Consider the following 17305-nt stretch of genomic DNA (forward strand, 5'->3'; position numbering starts at 1 on the left):
GTGATGACGAGGGATAAGATATGGTCTGTGCTTATGTGAAAACATAAGAAGTTCATAAGAGAACTGTATAGGAAGTAGCGTTCCTATATGAACGACAACCTCGAAAACGATTAAAGAACCTATTGTTCTTATCTATTTATTTAAAAATTTAATATTTCTCGCTTTCAAACGGAGAATAAATAAAGTAGAAGGCGAGGTGATATTGTGGAAAAAGCATTTAAATATCGAATTTACCCAAACAAAAAACAGCAAGAGTTAATTCAAAAAACTTTTGGGTGTGTAAGATATGTTTATAATTATTTCTTAGCTTTAAGGATAAAAGAATATAAAGAAAACAAAAATTTTTTATCTTATAATGATACAAGTAAGTTACTTACTCAATTAAAGAAAGAACTAATCTGGCTGAAAGAACCAGATAAAGATTCTTTGCAGAAATCGTTAAAGGATCTGGATATGGCATACCGAAAATTTTTTAAAGAACATGCTGGTTTTCCAAAATTCAAGTCTAAGAAAAATAATCATAAATCTTATCGGACAAGTCGTACAGCCAACAATATTACTTTTGTAGAAAAGCATATTAAGTTGCCAAAACTTGGATATGTAAAAACAAAAGATAAACAAATTCCACAAGGAAGAATTTTAAATGCTACCATCTCACAGGAACCAAATGGACATTATTATTGCTCATTATGTTGCACAGATGTTGAAATGCCACAATATCAAAAAACTCGTTCTAATGTTGGAGTAGATTTAGGTATTGTAGATTTTGCCATATTATCTGATGGAAATAAAATTGAGAACCAAAGATTTTATGAAAAATCAGAAAAGAAGCTTGCTAAGTTACAAAGATCAATGTCAAGAAAAACAATTGGCGGTAAGAATTGGAACAAAGCGAGAATTAGAATTGCAAATTTACAGAAACATATTTCTAATCAACGTACTGATTTTTTACACAAACTTACAACAAAGATTGTTAAAGACTATGACGTTATCTGCATTGAAGATTTAGAAGTCAAGTCTATGAAAGAAACTGATTATACAATAAGGAACAAACGAGTTAGTGATGTTTCTTGGTATGAGTTTCGAAGACAATTAGCTTATAAATGCCAATGGTACGGAAAGCAACTTGTCATTGTAGATAAATATTATCCCTCATCACAGATTTGTAGTGCGTGCGGAAAACGAGATGGTAAGAAATCAGAAGATATTAGAGTGTGGGTATGCCCTCATTGCGGCGCAGAATTAGACAGGGACTTAAATGCCGCAACCAATATTTTAAATGAAGGATTACGAATATTAAATAGTTAAATAAATAGATAAGAACCGTAGGAACTACGGGGATAGCCTAGGTAAACTTGTCTCGTTAGAGATATTGACTAGGAACCCTATGACTTTAGTCGTGGGAGGTTCAGTCAACAGGTGTTAAAGATTCAGCTATTAGCGATGGACTAATAAAAAATGACATGATTGCTAATGGTACGATACAAAAAGATAAACTTGGTTTTAAAGTTGTTGAAACAGATGAAAACGGAAAGGTTTCTATTACAGAAATATTAGATCCAAGCGGAGGTTCTCTCGGTGTTTCATACACCGAAATGCAAAATAAAGTAAAGGATCTTGGTGAACAAGTAACGGAAATTACTCCATATACAATTGTAATGGAAAATGAATATCAAAATATTCCCTGTGTTCAAGGTACTGCAAAAGACAGTTTTTTAATTGAAATTCCATTTACTGGATATGCTGGAAGTCTTCAAACCGCTACAACCGTAAATGTAGGTGTATTACCTTCTGGTATTACATTAGGTTCTAACACCCCTGCAACTGATACTAGTTCTGGAAAAGTCGTTTTAAATGTAGCAGATGGAGCAGATTTTGGTGGTATAGATATACTAACAGGATATATCATTTTAACATTTACTATTAATAGTCATGTAATTACCAAACGTTTTACATGGACAAAAACAAATGATGGTTCTTCTTCTGATGCTTCCTTTTATACCTTAGATTTATCAACTCAAATTGTTTTAAAATCCGATTCATCTCTCACTCCCCCATTCATTACTTTGAATTCATATTTAAAACAGGGTACTTCTAAAACTCCATATTCTGGTAGGTTTGTTATTAAAGAATCCACAGATGGTTCCACGTACAATACAAAATATCTTTCTTCCTCTGATGAAGCTTCAAAGGAATATACTATATCTTCCATTGATGTAAAATCTATTGAGTGTATTTTATTCGAATCTGGTGGAATTACAAATGAATTAGATGTGAAAACTATAGCTGTAATCACCGACTCTAGTTATTTAGAGTCCGAAATCACGCAAATTACAGACACAGTTACCGAATTAAGTTCAACTGTTGATATGCATACAAAGGAAATATCGCAAAAAGCATCACAGACTGATGTAACAACCGCTATTAACAATTATGATAATACTACAGTAGAGACTATACGTGAGCAAGTAGCGGAACATACTACAAAAATTGGTGAAATCACCTCTGAAGTCTCTGATGTAAAAACTACGGTAAACACTAAAGCTGACGGCTCTACAGTTACAGAATTACAAAAACAAGTAAGCACTTTGGAACAAGATGCCGAAGGTTTTAAATTAGAAGTTTCTAATACATATGCAACAAAAGATGAGCTTAATGAGTCTTCTGAGACACTTCAATCTACTATCGAGCAAACCGCAGCAGGAATTAATCAAACAGTTTCCGATTTATCTGGTAATGTAAGCAGTATTGGTCAAACAGTAGGTGAAATCAGTCAAGAAGTTGAAGATGCAAAAGGAAATATTACAGATTTGCAGCAAACCTCAGAAGAAATTAGCATGATAGTTGGAAACAAACAAGATTTAATTCCGGCAAATATTCGTTATATCAGAGATTGGCTAAATGGAAATACCGTAGATACTGTTAATAGGTGGACAGAAATACAAGTAATAGTAAATGATACAAATTTAGCTTCTGGCGAAACCAATATTGTTTTACAGAAAAATGTTACTGTCACATCAGATATTACAATAGATAACCTTGAAAATTATATTGATGCAAGTACAGAAACGTATGTCGAAAGCGAAGAAACTGGCTGGCACTATCTACAAATCGATTTAGGCGAGAACAACACTTTTGATGCTGGTTATATTACTGTTTGGCATAGATTTGATGATTCAAGAAAATATAATCATAAATTAGAAATATCAGCAGATGGTGAAACATGGTTTGTTTTATTTGACAGTGAAAAATATGATAAATATACAGAGACAAATGAAGGTCGTATGTATATGATTAGCGATGGTTTAGTTAATAAAAATCTCGCTTTTATTAAATTAGATATGCAATCTGTAGTATTGAAAGTGCAGGAAAACGAAGAAAATTTTGCTTCTATTGAAACAGAAATTGACAGCGTTATTACTCGTGTAGAAAGTACAGAAGATACCGTACAGGAAATTCAAAATGAAGATATACCTGGATTACGCAATGATGTAAAACAACAGGTAGCGGAAATAGCTGCTACTTCTGATTCTATAAAAAATACTGTCATAGAACTTGAAGGTGAAGTTCAAAGGCAAGCTGAAGAAATATTAACTACTAATGAATGGAAAGTATCTCTCGCTAACATAGGCGCGTATGATGGGAAATATGCTACTGAAACAGTTAATATGACGCTTACTAGCGATGGACTTACAATTGTTAGATCCGCAAGTAAAGGATATAGAACACAGCTTACAGGTGATACAATCGCTATAGAATATGATGATGGACGCGGTAATTATGAATCTGTTATGGGTATACAAAAAGATCAAATGTATTTAACACGACTAAAAGTAAAAAATGGAATTGACCATTATACATTAAAAGAGCTTCCTATTTCATATACTTCTGGTAATAAAACAATTGGGTGTCTTGCATTTATTTCAAGTACAGGAAATTCATAAATTATCAAAGGCTATAGTATCAATTTGGTACTATGGCCTTATTTATTCTTTTAAAGGCAGGTGATTAAATGGCTACATGGGAAAGCCGTGTAACATGTTCAGAAACGTATGTATCTGGCGGAGCTGAAAATTATTCTAATGTTACTATTACTTTTCAAATACGACGCATGGATTATAGTATGAATGGTTATAACTATGAGGGGACAGCCAATTGGAGTATAGCTTGCAATGGTTCACATTCTGGAAATCAATATTTTAATTTTAATTGGGGCGGAACTCCTGCTGGAACTTGGTGGACTGTTGGTTCTTATAGCTTTAAAATTCCTCATAACAGTGACGGAAGTAAAACCATATCGTACAGTGCATATTTTTATACTGGAATTACACCAGAATCATTTTCAGCAAGTGGAAGTAAAACACTTACTAAAATTCCCAGATATGCTAAAATTACAACTTTTAAAGTTACTTCTACTACACAAACAGGTGCTACTGTTACCTGGAATACTGACGCTACTTGTAATGCTCTTTATTATTCACTTAACAATGGCAGTTGGAAATCTATAAGTGTAGCAAAAACATTTTCATTAAGTGGATTAGCCCCAGGAACATCTTATACACTAAAAATACGTGTAAAACGATCTGATAGCGGGCTTACTACAGATAGCAGTAATACTACTTTTTCTACATTGCCAATAGCCACAATTTCTACTTATCCCATTACATTTAATATTGGAAGTCCATTGGTTTTAACATTCCAAAACTATAATAATAATGCTTCTTTTTTAAGATTGTATCAAAAAAATACAAGTGATTCCTGGGTAAAAATCACAGAAGTGACAGGTATTCAGCAATCTTCTTATACATGGAACTTATCATCTTTTGCGACAACCATGTATAATAATACTCCTAATTCAAATACAAGCGATATTAAAATTATATGTGGAGTTGTGTTAAATGAAAAAGAATATACGAATGAATACTTGGGAACAGCCAATGTTGTTAATAGTAACCCATCGTTTACCACGTTTGTATTTGGGAATACAGAAGAAATGTCTTCAGAAATGTTAGGAAGTACACTTTCAATGATTACTTATGTAGGGAATTTACGGGTTAGCATCTCTACTGCGAATAAAGCCATTGCAAAAAATGGTGCTAGTATTAGTTATTATAATATTTCAGTTTCTAATTCTAACGGTGATATAACCATTCTAAAAAAGGTAAATGAAACCACTTCAAATTTAGCTGCTGATTTCGGGAATTTCCAAACAGCCGGCTCATATTCTATTAAAGTTGAAGCTGTTGATTCAAGAGGGAATATTAGCAATTTAGTTACTAAGAATTTTGTTGTTTACAAATACCATACTCCCACTATAACTGTGACACTTACACGAGTTAATAACTTTGAAAAAGAAACAGGTGTTACAATATTAGCTTATCTATCTCGTGTATATACAACAGCAAATAAAAATGCACTTTCTTCTTTAAAATATCGTTTTAGAGAACAAGGTGGAGGGTGGTCATCTTATTTTACACTCTCGCCGAGTATTGCTACATCTAATGATGATTTTAAAATCACATATACTCATGATCTTTTTCGTAATTTGGAAATACAAAAAGCTTATGAGTTTGAATTTGTTATTACCGATAAAATTCAAGCCGTGACTTCAATGCAAACCGTAGGACAAGGTGTACCTTTAATGACTATCGCTGACTCTGGTACTGTACTTGTTAATGAAATTCCAACAATGGAAAATTTAGAAAATGATTGTAGTTTTCTTGTAGGTTCTGATATATTGGCACGTGATTCTTTGGGGACTCAACGAAAAATTTTGGAAGAAATAACTAATAAAATTACTTTTAGTGAAACTATTGAGGCAGAACCACAAAACACAATGAACGATACGATTTGGTGCCCTATACTCGCAACTATTACGTTAAGTTCAGAATAAATTTAATTTGGAGATGATACGTTGGCAAAATTAATAAAATATAAAGATAAAACTCTTGAATATTACAGTTATTATAAAACAGAAACTTCTTGTATTTTTAGTTTTTTTAACATAGACTACAATTCTGTTTTAGATTTTTTTGGTAATAACATTATTAATAATATAACACTTACTGATGATGCATTAAACAAGACTACTACTATTCCACTTGATATGAAATTTTCTTCTATCCAATCAGAAACCAGTTCTATAATTTTAAAAACCCATTCTGTTATTAAGGAAAGTTATTATACTGAAGAAGCGTTGGTAGATCCTGAAACTGGCAAACCAGTATTAGATGAATCGGGACACCAAATTATAGAAACTATATTTCATCCTGCTGAAATAAAAACATCAGAGTCTAAACAATCTGGTACTTTAATTACAGTCCAGTTAGAAACACCATCTTTAAGTGATAGACTTACTACGCTTACAGAAGACGTAAAAAAACAATCAGTAGCATATCAAGTATCAGCATTGTTTGCGCAAACACTTGATGATACTACTGCTCTATCCATAAAAGACATTTATGAACAATGGAACGATTTAGTTAAAAAAAATTTTGTAGCTAAAGATAAAGATTATAAATTCTTATATAATAGTGATTTATACAAAACAGCCAAAGAGAACGTAGAATTTCAATCACAATGGATTCCCGGACAAAATACTGAAAGTCTATTTACTTATATAGATGAAGATCATATCGGGACACTTGAAGATCCGATACCTGCAAAAGTCAACATGGAATATTTTAAAGATAAATATTACATAGAAAATAATAATTTATATTTATGTGTTTCTGAATTGGCTAAAAACGGAATTGTCCTTCAGTATACCCCTAGTCAATTAGTGGGGAGCTATTTTGAATTGATAGAACTCCGCTAACATAAATTTAATGAATGGAGGTTTATATGGCGCAAACAAACACTGGAATTATCGTTCCTTTATTTCGAAAAGTAAAAGAAGGATTTCAAAAAGTATTTATAACGGCAAGTAATATAATGATGGCAGACAATAAAACTACATTGCAAGAAAAAATTAATGATATTGATGATGATATTACTACATTAAATAGCAATTTTATAGTTGAAGAGAATAAAAATTCCAATGGGAATTATCGGAAATGGTCTAATGGTATATTGGAAATGTGGGGGAAGAAAGCACTTAATAATGTTAATATCAATAATCGCCCCAATACTTCAACAACGGTTTATAATTCGATACAATATAGAATCACATTTCCGTTTGCTTCATTATCAGAATGTATTATAACCTGTACGAATTATTCAAATACAGGTGCATGGGTATCACTATCTACGGGTGGGGATAGGAAATCCAGTTTCATGTTTTGGCTTTACTGTTCCCCTACAAGTAGTGGTGGTTCGCATTATGTGTGCTGGCGCGCAATGGGGACATGGAAATAATTATACAACTCTATGAATATCATACTTAATTAACAGCATGTTCTTTAGTGCAATACTAATATTTTTTTCGTAATGAATATTTAACTACATCCATCGCCCTATAACGTAATAATTTGCTCTAATACTATAATTCCCAGAGGTTTTATCTACACGTGTTATGGTAGAAGTAGTCGTTCTTTTCGTATTTCCTCCACTGTCAGCTTCCATAATATTAGTCGCAACAGTTCCATTATTGGATAATGTGAGTTGTATATAAAAATTAGTGTCTTTAAAAGATATAGGAAAAGTTATAGTTGCCAACTGCGATGTTTTCACTGTTGCAGCAAAAGTGATATTTCCCCAACATTCTTGTATTCCACTATGCCAGCGTCTATAATATGTCCCATTTTGAACGATATAATCAATTAAATTGCTATTTAATTCAGTATTAAATATTCAGAATTATCAAGCACTTATATTTTTATGTATGCTAAAAACACCTGACAATGCCAGATGTCAAATTCAAAATTTGATACTATTTATTGGACTATGAACTTAAATATTGATAATGATGATATTTAATACCTTCTTCATTAACGGTACAGTACATCATCGTAGTTTCAGGTTTGGAATGCCCTGCAAATTTCATTACTTCTTGCAATGGCATTCCCCTATTTAGGGCATTTGTAAGTGAGGTTCTTCTAAATCTATGTGGGTGTGCATTACTTACATTTGCTTTAAGACCTATTTCCTTAACAATATATTCAATACCAGATTTACTTAATCGGTTATGCGGATATTTTTTCCCTACGAAAAGAGCTTCATTTTTATCTATCCTACTTTTTAAGTATTCTTTTAAATACAAATTACTTTTTTCATTTATGTATACGATTCGTTCTTTTCCACCTTTACCATATACAATTAAATCCTTATTTCCAAATCGAATATCGGTGATATTTAATGCAACTAATTCAGACACCCTTATGGCAGTAGAATATAAAAATTCTATTAATGCCATATCTCTTATATTTTTACACTTTCTGAGCATTATTTCTCGCTCTTCGCTTGTAAATGGCTTTTTTATTTTTTGTTCAACTTTAATGGTTTCTACTAACGCCATTGGATTTATTGATATTTTTCCTCTATCACGTAGCCATATAAAAAATGTATTAAATATTGCTCTTACATTTTTCAAAGTTTGGTTGCATGCCTTTCTAATTGCTTTATACATTGTTAGATATTCTGATATGTCTGTACTCAAAATATGTTTAACATTTTTATTTATATATGATAATAAACGATGTAATTCATAATCATATCTATTGACAGTTTTTACTGCCAATCCTGATAATCGTTTTGATATGATAAAGTCGGATAATTCTTTTGTCCATGTATTATCATTTACACGTAATGTCGTATTTTCAACAATTTCACACCCAACAAAAACTTGATTCATTGTTGCTTTCAATTCACGTAACTGATTTTCATTTAACACAAATTGCATTTTCCTAATAATTTCTAAAATTTTTTCTTCCATTTTCGTTCTCCCTTTTATTTTTATCTATATATTCTGCGTTAAATAGCAATTTAGTATTAGAATGGAAAAAAACTAATAATGGTTGGTATCGCAAGTGGAGCAATGGCTATATGGAAGCATGGGGAACCAGTACAGCAGGAAGTAACGGAGCTGCTGTAGGACTTTCATATCCTGTGAATTTTGATATAACAGAAATGGATGTGAGAGTTCAAGCAACTGCTTTGTACCATACTGGAAGTGGATATACGGCAAGTTATTCTACAAGTGTGCAACCATATAATGCGGGTAAAAATATGCATATTTATATACGTGACGCGAATGGTGAAGTTCCACCGTCAGGCGTAGCAATTAGTTGGTATGCTGTAGGACGATGGAAATAACATGTTACTTTAGTTCACAAAAAAATTCCCATGTCAAAATAACAGAACGCGGTGGTGATGTTAAATAATATGATAATGATGTCACTATCGCTCTTGAATCTGAAACTTTTAAACCATTATAATTATTGATGGTAAAAATTCCAGAACAATCACCAGATGAAAAATTTACAAATAATGGCGTTTTTACGTTCATTCCTGTTTGTTTCGGAGTTAATGCTAAATTAGAAATATTTCCATAATACATGTTACCAATTGTTGAAGATGGATTAAGAGTATCACTCCACGTTCCTATTGTATACATATAACGAATATTATTTATAACAATTATAAAACAAGTATATGTATAAGGAGAACTACTGTATTTCTTTAGTGATTCGAATCTTAAATTGCTATTTAACCCAGTAACTTTTATGAGATAAAATTAGTATAAATTCAATTTTGCAACTTACCAATCCCATACATTAAACAATAGTATTCATTTATTCAGTAGATGTTTTCTTCTACTTTTTATTTTTAATTTTCAAATTCGAAAGGAGAAATTATTATGAGTTTATGCAATGGTATACCATAAGTCACATAGTAATATTATTCAAATTAACATTAAGTTAAATGTATCAAATAAGAGCTTAAAGCTCTTATTTTTTATGCGCAAAATTGCGCGGAAAGGAGAAAATATATGAAAATAGGATTAAGAGGCGGGCACAGCCCGAACTGTAAAGGTGCGGTCGGGATTCTTGATGAACAGGCAGAAGTAAGGAAGATTTATAATGCATTAGTACCAAAGTTGCAGGCACAAGGGCATACAGTAGTAGATTGTAATTCTAATGCGTATGATGTAAACAGTGAGCTTTCAGAAGGCACAAACAAGGCTAACTCAAACGGTTGTGATGTATATATTACTATTCATATGAACGCATCCGGCGGAGCTGGAAATGGTACAGAATGTTGGTTGTATGACGGAAGCAATGGGACAATGAATAGCATTGCAGATAATATCTGCAATAATTTTGCAAAGAAAGGATTTCAAAACCGAGGGAGAAAATATAATACAGGATACCATGACTTAAATGCTTCCGCCATGCCGGCGATGATTGTTGAAACGCTATTTTGCGATAACAGCCATGACGCTAACTTATATAACAGTTTGGGGTCATCTGGCATTGCTGAATTGATTGCAAAGGGGATAGCAGGACAGACAGTATCTGGAGGAGGTTCGTATACGCCGCCTGTATCTGGAAGCGGAGGAAGTTCTTCTAATAGTTCTGGAGATGCAGAAGTTGTATTTACCTATGCTGTAAAATTGACAGATGGAACAATTTTGCCATTTGTGAGCAACCTGTCTGATTATGCAGGGCTTCCAGAACGGACAATCGCTGGAATTGCAATTAAAGTAAACAAGGGTTCTGTGAAATATCGGGTACATGTTAAAGGCGGCGGATGGTATCCATATGTAACTGGATGTAATTGGAACGATATTAACAATGGATGGGCTGGTGACAATGGTATTGTGATTGATGCAGTAGAAGTATATTATAATACTCCGGCTGATATTATAAATACATATGGCTACCAGAAAGCGCAGTACCGCGTAGCTCCAATAGGTGGCGGTTATTATCCGTGGCAGTTCGATAATGAAGTTGGCAATGGACAGGATGGCTATGCTGGCGTGTTTGGAATTGCGTTTGATAAATTCCAATTATTTTAAATAGTTTTAGGGTAGGAGTTGTTGTATCTCCTACCCTATTTTTTACGAATTACAAATTATAATTGCTCAAATATATACCTATGTATATGATAGATATGTATTTCAACAATTATTTTATCATACGTGCAAGATTTCCTCCTTTCGCTATTTTACTGGAATATTCTATTATTTCTTATCTAAAATATGACTGTCCCACAAACTGTCCCATAATACTTGAATAAAGCTACAAACCCCATAAATACGCATGTTTCACGGTATTTGCAATGGGTTCAAGTCCCATCTTCCGCATGTATCATATGAATAGGAAATTTTGTATAGAACAAAATTTCCTATTTTTTTATTGCATAGGAAACTCCGTTCCCTATGCAATAAAAAACCCTCTGAGGGGGAGATGCACACTGCGCACACGTGGAAAATGGCTGCTGACACAGCCGCACTTCGGCGTGGGAATGTGCAAAGCACATTCTGTTTTATTTCTTTTTTCTTTATCACGAATATTTAACCATAGACAAAAAGACAGAGGCCAAAATTCAGCCTCTGTCTCTTAGTTATATCCTTGATTTATTTTGTCTTAATACACGTTTTCCTTATTCCATATTTCCCGGGAATTTAGGAATCCCGTCAAATCCTACCTGTAAATCGGCATCTGTAGGTACATAGTCTGTCATCTCGCCATTATGGAATTTTTCATATGCTACCATATCGAAATATCCTGTACCTGTCAGTCCAAAGAGAATAGTCTTTTCCTCTCCTGTCTCCTTACATTTCATTGCCTCATCAATGGCAACCTTGATCGCATGGCTGCTCTCCGGAGCAGGAAGAATTCCTTCCACTCTCGCAAACTGCTCTGCCGCAGTAAATACTGCTGTCTGCTCAACAGAACGCGCTTCCATATATCCGTCCGCGTACAACTGGGAAAGAACGGAACTCATACCATGATAGCGCAGACCTCCCGCATGGTTTGCAGATGGAATAAAGCCGCTTCCCAGTGTATACATTTTTGCCAGCGGGCAAACCATTCCGGTATCGCAGAAGTCATACGCATAGACACCTCTTGTAAAGCTTGGGCAGGAAGCTGGTTCTACAGCAATAAACTGGTAATCTGCCTCCCCCTTAAGTTTCTCTCCCATAAATGGCGAGATCAGTCCGCCCAGATTAGAACCTCCTCCCGCACATCCAATGATAACATCTGGCTTGATTCCATATTTATCCATAGCTATCTTCGTCTCCACACCAATCACAGACTGATGAAGCAATACCTGATTTAGCACACTTCCCAACACATACCGATACCCCGGCGTATGGGTAGCTACCTCCACTGCCTCAGAAATCGCACATCCAAGACTTCCTGTCGTTCCAGGATGCTCGGCTAGGATCTTTCTTCCCACCTCTGTCGTTTCAGATGGAGACGGTGTCACACTTGCACCATAAGTCCGCATTACTTCCCGACGGAATGGTTTTTGCTCATAAGAGCATTTCACCATATATACTTTACAGTCCAACTCGAGATAAGAACACGCCATAGACAGCGCGGTCCCCCACTGCCCCGCTCCCGTCTCCGTTGTCACTCCCTTTAATCCCTGCTCTTTTGCATAATATGCCTGGGCAATCGCAGAGTTAAGCTTATGGCTCCCACTTGTATTGTTTCCCTCGAATTTATAATAAATCTTTGCCGGAGTCTGCAGCTTCTCTTCCAAACAGTATGCCCTCACCAGCGGAGCCGGACGATACATTTTATAGAAATCTCGAATTTTCTCTGGGATCTCAATATACCGGTTGTCATTATCCAGCTCCTGTTTTACCAACTCTTTACAAAATACGCCGGATAATTCTTCTTCCGTCATTGGTTTTAATGTTCCTGGATTTAAAAGCGGAGCCGGTTTATTTTTCATATCTGCCCGGACATTATACCATTCCTTGGGCATCTCACTTTCTTCCAGATAGATTTTGTAAGGGATTTTTTTCTCGCTCATTTTTCTTCTCCTTTCCTGCTGCCGAAATTCTATCCGGCATACTCTCTGGGACTGCGGCATATTTTCTCAGAACAAAGTAGCAAGCCCGCTTCAACTCCTCTGCCCCTCACTCTTGAGGGGCCTATACACTTTGCGCGCCGAAGCGCGGCTGTTTCAGCAGTCATTTTCCACTTGCGCGCAGTGTGCATCCCTCGGAGGGTTTTATTGTATAGGAAACTTCGTTTCCTATACAATAAATAAAAAGCCCCTGTCCCATACAACTTTTTACATTGCAGGGACAAGAGCTTTATTCGTCTAAAAACTCCTGCGGTGCCACCCAGCTTGATGTAACACTACATCCACTCATGCATACTAACATATGCTGCATTTGATAACGGAGTACTCTCTCCGGTTCGCCTACTGACAGCCATCCTCTGCCGTTCAGCTCACCCTCCGAAGCCCATTCCTCTCTGCCTTTGCCTGCCGCTTTCCCATCATCCGCAGCTCTCTGTAAGGTAAGCTTTCAGAAAGTACTTACTCTTCTTCAACGGTTTAAAAAAACTTTATCACTAATACGCCGGATTGTCAATCATCTTTTTTAACTTATTTTACCACTGATTATACCCTGCTATTTCCTTTAATTCCTTCCGGCTCTTTTGCCGTATCGTCCCTGCCTTCTTTGGATACCCGACGGCAACTGCAAGGCGCACCGTACATTCTGGCGGAATTTGAAAAGCCTCTTTTAATTTCTTCTGGTTTACCACGCCGATCATGCACGTGCCAAGTCCTATATCTGCTGCTCCGTAGCATAAGGTCACAGCCGCCATTCCTATATCCATCTGTGTAAAATATTGGGAACCGTACCTTTCTTCTATCGCCGGTCTTAAATGCGCTTTTTCCTCACAAATCAGAATAAATGCCGGCACATTTTCTCTCCAGGGGCAGCCCGTAAGTCCGTCGTCATCCAGCCCGTCTCGTAATTTTTTAAGCGCCTCTTTATCATCTACAATAATAAAATGCCATGCCTGAGAATTACATGCACTGGGAGATAATCTGGCTATGTCAACCAGATGTGTCAATATCTCCCTCTCTACTTTTCTGTCGCTGTAAATACGGCAGCTTTCCCTCACCCTATGCAATGCTTCAAAATCCATTCCTTCTCCCTCCTGGTTGGTCAGCTATTTTTGTTTCTTTTCTTCTGACTATAGCACAGCTTTTCCGGATGTACAAGTACTGCTGTTCTTTCCTGTAGCTGCAAAGATTTCTTCTTGGTGCTGCTATGTATTCCTTATCCTGTCTGGATAAGAAAAAACCTGCTTTGCTTTTTTAAGCCGCAGGTTTTTTCATTCATATATACGATTCTATATTCTAATCCTATACCTTATCGGGCGAAGCCCACCCTCCCGAAGGGAATGTATTACGGTATACCCTTTTTGGTATACACCTATGCAATCTTTTCCTTTGCAATCTCTGCCAATGCAGTAAATCCTTCTTTGTCACTCACTGCAAGCTCTGCAAGCATCTTTCTGTTAATATCGATCTCCGCAAGCTTGAGTCCATGCATAAATTTACTATAGGACAGTCCATTCAGTCTTGCTGCCGCATTAATCCGCGCAATCCAAAGCTGTCTCATCTGACGTTTGCGCTGTTTTCTTCCTGCATAAGCAGATGTAAGAGCCCGCATCACTGACTGTTTTGCAACTCTATACTGTTTGGAACGTGCTCCTCTGTATCCTTTTGCCAGTTTCAGTGTTCTGTTATGTTTCTTCTTTGCGTTCATTCCGCCTTTGATTCTTGCCATTTCTTAATCCTCCTTCTAACTACCGAATCTTACAGATAAGGTAACACTTTCTTCATGTTCTTTACATTTGTTGCATCTGTAATTGCTGACTGTCTGAGATTTCTTTTTCTCTTTGTAGTCTTTTTTGTTAAGATATGGCTCTTGTAAGCTTTATTTCTTTTCAGTTTTCCTGTCCCTGTCTTTGTGAAACGTTTTGCTGCCGCTCTATTTGTCTTAATTTTTGGCATAATGATTTCCTCCTTTATTGTGATGCCCTGCCGGATTTTCATTCCGGAACAATCTCTTAACGTTTTTCAGTTAAAACCATGCTCATATTTCTTCCTTCGAGCTTTGCCGGCTTCTCAATCACTGCAATATCCGAAAGCAGTCCGGCAAAATCGTCAAGGATATGTTTGCTCTGCTGTATATGCGCCATTTCTCTTCCGCGGAAACGAAGTGTAACCTTTACTTTGTTTCCTTTTGTAATGAACTTCTTTGCGTTATTCACCTTTGTATTCAGATCGTTTGTTTCAATGTTCGGTGATAGACGCACTTCTTTAATCTCAACAGTCTTTTGTTTTTTCTTCGCCTCTTTTTCTTTCCTTGTCTGCTCATATTTATACTTGCCGTAGTCAATGATCTTGCAGACCGGCGGTTTGGCTGTGGGTGCAATTTTCACCAAATCAAGTTCAGCTTCCATTGCAAGCTTCAAAGCTTCTCTGGACGACATGATCCCTAACTGTTCCCCATCCTCACTAATCAGACGCACCTCTTTGTCTCTGATTTGCTCATTAATCATTAAATCGCTAATTGTCGTATACCTCCGTCAAATGAATTTCCTTCAGGTTCTGTGCGAAAACACAAAAAAACGAGTGAATGCAATATCCACCCGACTCTCAACAAAAAAATCTCTCTGCGTCCCATACTTAACCGTAGAAAACTTCAGAAAAAACTTTGTTCAATATCAAACCAATAGTCACTCCATCGTGCTATGGTGAGAGTGGATACTCTGCTTTGTTTTTTGCCTTACGCAGTGTTTAGAATATCATATTCCCTATTCTTTGTCAATATATTTTCTGCTATAAATTTCTCACAAAGTATGATATAATAATGCTACTTCACACGAAAGAGAGAGCACTTATGAAAAGTATACATCAACCCAACTCCAATGACAAGTTTCAGAATAAATGGGGATTTATCATTGCCTGTATTGGAAGCTCTGTCGGAATGGCGAATATCTGGCTGTTCCCATACCGAATCGGAGAATTCGGCGGCGCTGCCTTTTTGATCCCTTATATCCTCTTTGTTCTTCTCATTGGTTTTTCAGGTGTCATCGGAGAAATGGCGTTTGGGCGCGCCATGCAATCTGGTCCTCTGGGTGCATTTCGTAAAGCATTTCAGCAGAGAAACTCACGAATCGGGACTTTCATCGGGTTGATTCCCGTTATCGGTTCTCTTGGCATTGCAATCGGGTACAGCGTAATTATCGGCTGGATTCTAAAATTTTTATTTGATTCCATCACCGGAACCATTGTAAGCGGGAACAATCCGGAGGTTCTCTTTGCAGACCTGTCTCAGAACTTCGGCAGCATCTCCTGGCATATACTGGGACTGGTTCTCGTACTCGTCTGTATGTCCTTTGGTATTTCCAAAGGAATTGAAAAGGTAAACAAGCTTATGATGCCTGCTTTTTTCCTCCTTTTTCTTTTTCTTGCCATAAGAGTCTCTTTTCTTCCTGGCGCTTATGAAGGATATACCTATCTGTTCAAACCAGACTGGTCTGCGATGGCAAACCCCAAAACCTGGGTATACGCAATGGGGCAGGCATTTTTCTCGCTTTCCCTGGCTGGAAGCGGTACCGTTGTCTATGGAAGCTATTTGAAATGGGACGTAGATATTGTCAGCAGCGCCAAATATGTCGCCTTGTTCGATACACTTGCGGCGCTTCTTGCCGGTCTTGTCATTATTCCTTCTGTTTTCGCCTATGGAATGGAGCCCGGCTCTGGCCCCGGACTTTTATTCATCACAATTCCCGCTGTAATCCAGAGTATTCCCTTTGGACAGCTTTTTGCAGTCATTTTTTTCCTTGCTGTTCTATTCGCCGGGGTAACTTCTTTAATGAATCTGTTGGAAAGTCCTGTTGAAGCGCTCCAGAAGCACTTCGGTTTGTCCAGAATTTTTTCTATATCTGTTATTGGCGTTATTACCATTCTGGTCGGTATTTTTGTAGAAGGCACACTTTTAAGCCCCTGGATGGATACGATTTCTATCTATGTGATTCCTCTGGGAGCTCTTCTTGCCGGAATCACTATGTTCTGGATCTGTAAAAAAGGATTTGCACGAAATGCAGTTCAGACCGGAAGAAATAAGACACTCGGCAGATGGTTTGAGCCAATGACAAAATATGTATTCTGCGGCGTCTGCATCCTCGTATATATTTTGGGAATTTTTTATGGGGGAATCGGATAGGCGCGTGCAAAACTCTTACAAATTATATAGGAAATTATCGGAATTATCTTGTTTTTTTGTTCTGTTCATGTCATAATGTCGATATCCTCATTTGACAAGAATACACACGCTTATCTTAGAGTATATGTGCTCTTGTCAGATGAGGAA

At 36.3% G+C, this 17305-nt stretch carries 15 protein-coding genes; 8 read left to right on the forward strand and 7 right to left on the reverse strand.

The genetic code is table 11. The features are described 5' to 3' along the window. Window positions 1–204: 204 nt before the first annotated feature. The 5 genes from tnpB (at window position 205) to H8S37_RS04775 (ending at window position 7356) form a co-directional block, all read left to right on the forward strand. Window positions 205–1308, forward strand: coding sequence for an IS200/IS605 family element RNA-guided endonuclease TnpB (gene tnpB, locus H8S37_RS04755; protein WP_186874867.1), 1104 nt, complete (start codon window positions 205–207; stop codon window positions 1306–1308). A 155-nt stretch (window positions 1309–1463) separates the two neighbouring features. Further along, a complete protein-coding gene (locus tag H8S37_RS04760; protein WP_186874868.1) occupies window positions 1464–3944 on the forward strand; it encodes a methyl-accepting chemotaxis protein in 2481 nt (826 codons plus the stop codon). Between the two features lie 68 nt (window positions 3945–4012). Then, the gene (locus H8S37_RS04765) at window positions 4013–5893 is read left to right on the forward strand and encodes a hypothetical protein (RefSeq protein ID WP_186874869.1); all 1881 of its coding nucleotides are present in this window, start codon (window positions 4013–4015) and stop codon (window positions 5891–5893) included. Between the two features lie 21 nt (window positions 5894–5914). After that, on the forward strand, window positions 5915–6817 hold the full coding sequence (locus tag H8S37_RS04770) for a hypothetical protein (protein WP_186874870.1): 903 nt from the start codon (window positions 5915–5917) through the stop codon (window positions 6815–6817). A 26-nt stretch (window positions 6818–6843) separates the two neighbouring features. Continuing rightward, complete coding sequence (locus tag H8S37_RS04775) at window positions 6844–7356, forward strand: hypothetical protein (protein ID WP_186874871.1); 513 nt, start codon at window positions 6844–6846, stop codon at window positions 7354–7356. An 84-nt stretch (window positions 7357–7440) separates the two neighbouring features. On the opposite strand, the gene H8S37_RS17770 is transcribed toward H8S37_RS04775, so the two are convergent. Then, window positions 7441–7791, reverse strand: coding sequence for a gp53-like domain-containing protein (locus tag H8S37_RS17770; RefSeq protein ID WP_456299333.1), 351 nt, complete (start codon window positions 7789–7791; stop codon window positions 7441–7443). A 91-nt stretch (window positions 7792–7882) separates the two neighbouring features. After that, window positions 7883–8872 carry a tyrosine-type recombinase/integrase gene (locus H8S37_RS04780; protein ID WP_186874872.1) on the reverse strand — a complete coding sequence of 330 codons (990 nt, stop codon included), beginning with the start codon at window positions 8870–8872 and terminating at the stop codon, window positions 7883–7885. Between the two features lie 110 nt (window positions 8873–8982). Here H8S37_RS04780 and H8S37_RS04785 point away from each other — a divergent pair, with 110 nt between their 5' ends. Together H8S37_RS04785 and H8S37_RS17230 are read left to right on the forward strand one after the other, a co-directional pair. Then, complete coding sequence (locus H8S37_RS04785; protein ID WP_186874873.1) at window positions 8983–9252, forward strand: hypothetical protein; 270 nt, start codon at window positions 8983–8985, stop codon at window positions 9250–9252. Between the two features lie 676 nt (window positions 9253–9928). After that, the gene (locus tag H8S37_RS17230; RefSeq protein ID WP_243207070.1) at window positions 9929–10957 is read left to right on the forward strand and encodes an N-acetylmuramoyl-L-alanine amidase; all 1029 of its coding nucleotides are present in this window, start codon (window positions 9929–9931) and stop codon (window positions 10955–10957) included. Window positions 10958–11544: 587 nt separating this feature from the next. Here the strand turns inward: H8S37_RS17230 and H8S37_RS04800 are convergent. From H8S37_RS04800 to infC, 5 genes are all read right to left on the reverse strand, one after another. Then, a complete protein-coding gene (locus H8S37_RS04800) occupies window positions 11545–12930 on the reverse strand; it encodes a TrpB-like pyridoxal phosphate-dependent enzyme (protein WP_186874874.1) in 1386 nt (461 codons plus the stop codon). Window positions 12931–13517: 587 nt separating this feature from the next. Further along, window positions 13518–14063, reverse strand: coding sequence for a nitroreductase family protein (locus H8S37_RS04805; protein ID WP_186874875.1), 546 nt, complete (start codon window positions 14061–14063; stop codon window positions 13518–13520). Between the two features lie 290 nt (window positions 14064–14353). Then, the gene (gene rplT / locus H8S37_RS04810; RefSeq protein WP_186874876.1) at window positions 14354–14710 is read right to left on the reverse strand and encodes a 50S ribosomal protein L20; all 357 of its coding nucleotides are present in this window, start codon (window positions 14708–14710) and stop codon (window positions 14354–14356) included. A 29-nt stretch (window positions 14711–14739) separates the two neighbouring features. Further along, window positions 14740–14937, reverse strand: coding sequence for a 50S ribosomal protein L35 (gene rpmI, locus H8S37_RS04815; protein ID WP_059070503.1), 198 nt, complete (start codon window positions 14935–14937; stop codon window positions 14740–14742). A gap of 56 nt (window positions 14938–14993) precedes the next feature. After that, window positions 14994–15488, reverse strand: a complete 495-nt coding sequence (gene infC / locus H8S37_RS04820) for a translation initiation factor IF-3 (protein WP_186874877.1) — start codon at window positions 15486–15488, stop codon at window positions 14994–14996. A 341-nt stretch (window positions 15489–15829) separates the two neighbouring features. Between infC and H8S37_RS04825 the strand changes: the two genes are divergently transcribed. Then, window positions 15830–17158, forward strand: coding sequence for a sodium-dependent transporter (locus tag H8S37_RS04825; protein WP_186874878.1), 1329 nt, complete (start codon window positions 15830–15832; stop codon window positions 17156–17158). Window positions 17159–17305 lie beyond the last annotated feature (147 nt).

This window comes from Mediterraneibacter hominis, from assembly GCF_014287475.1.
GTDB lineage: Bacteria > Bacillota > Clostridia > Lachnospirales > Lachnospiraceae > Mediterraneibacter > Mediterraneibacter hominis.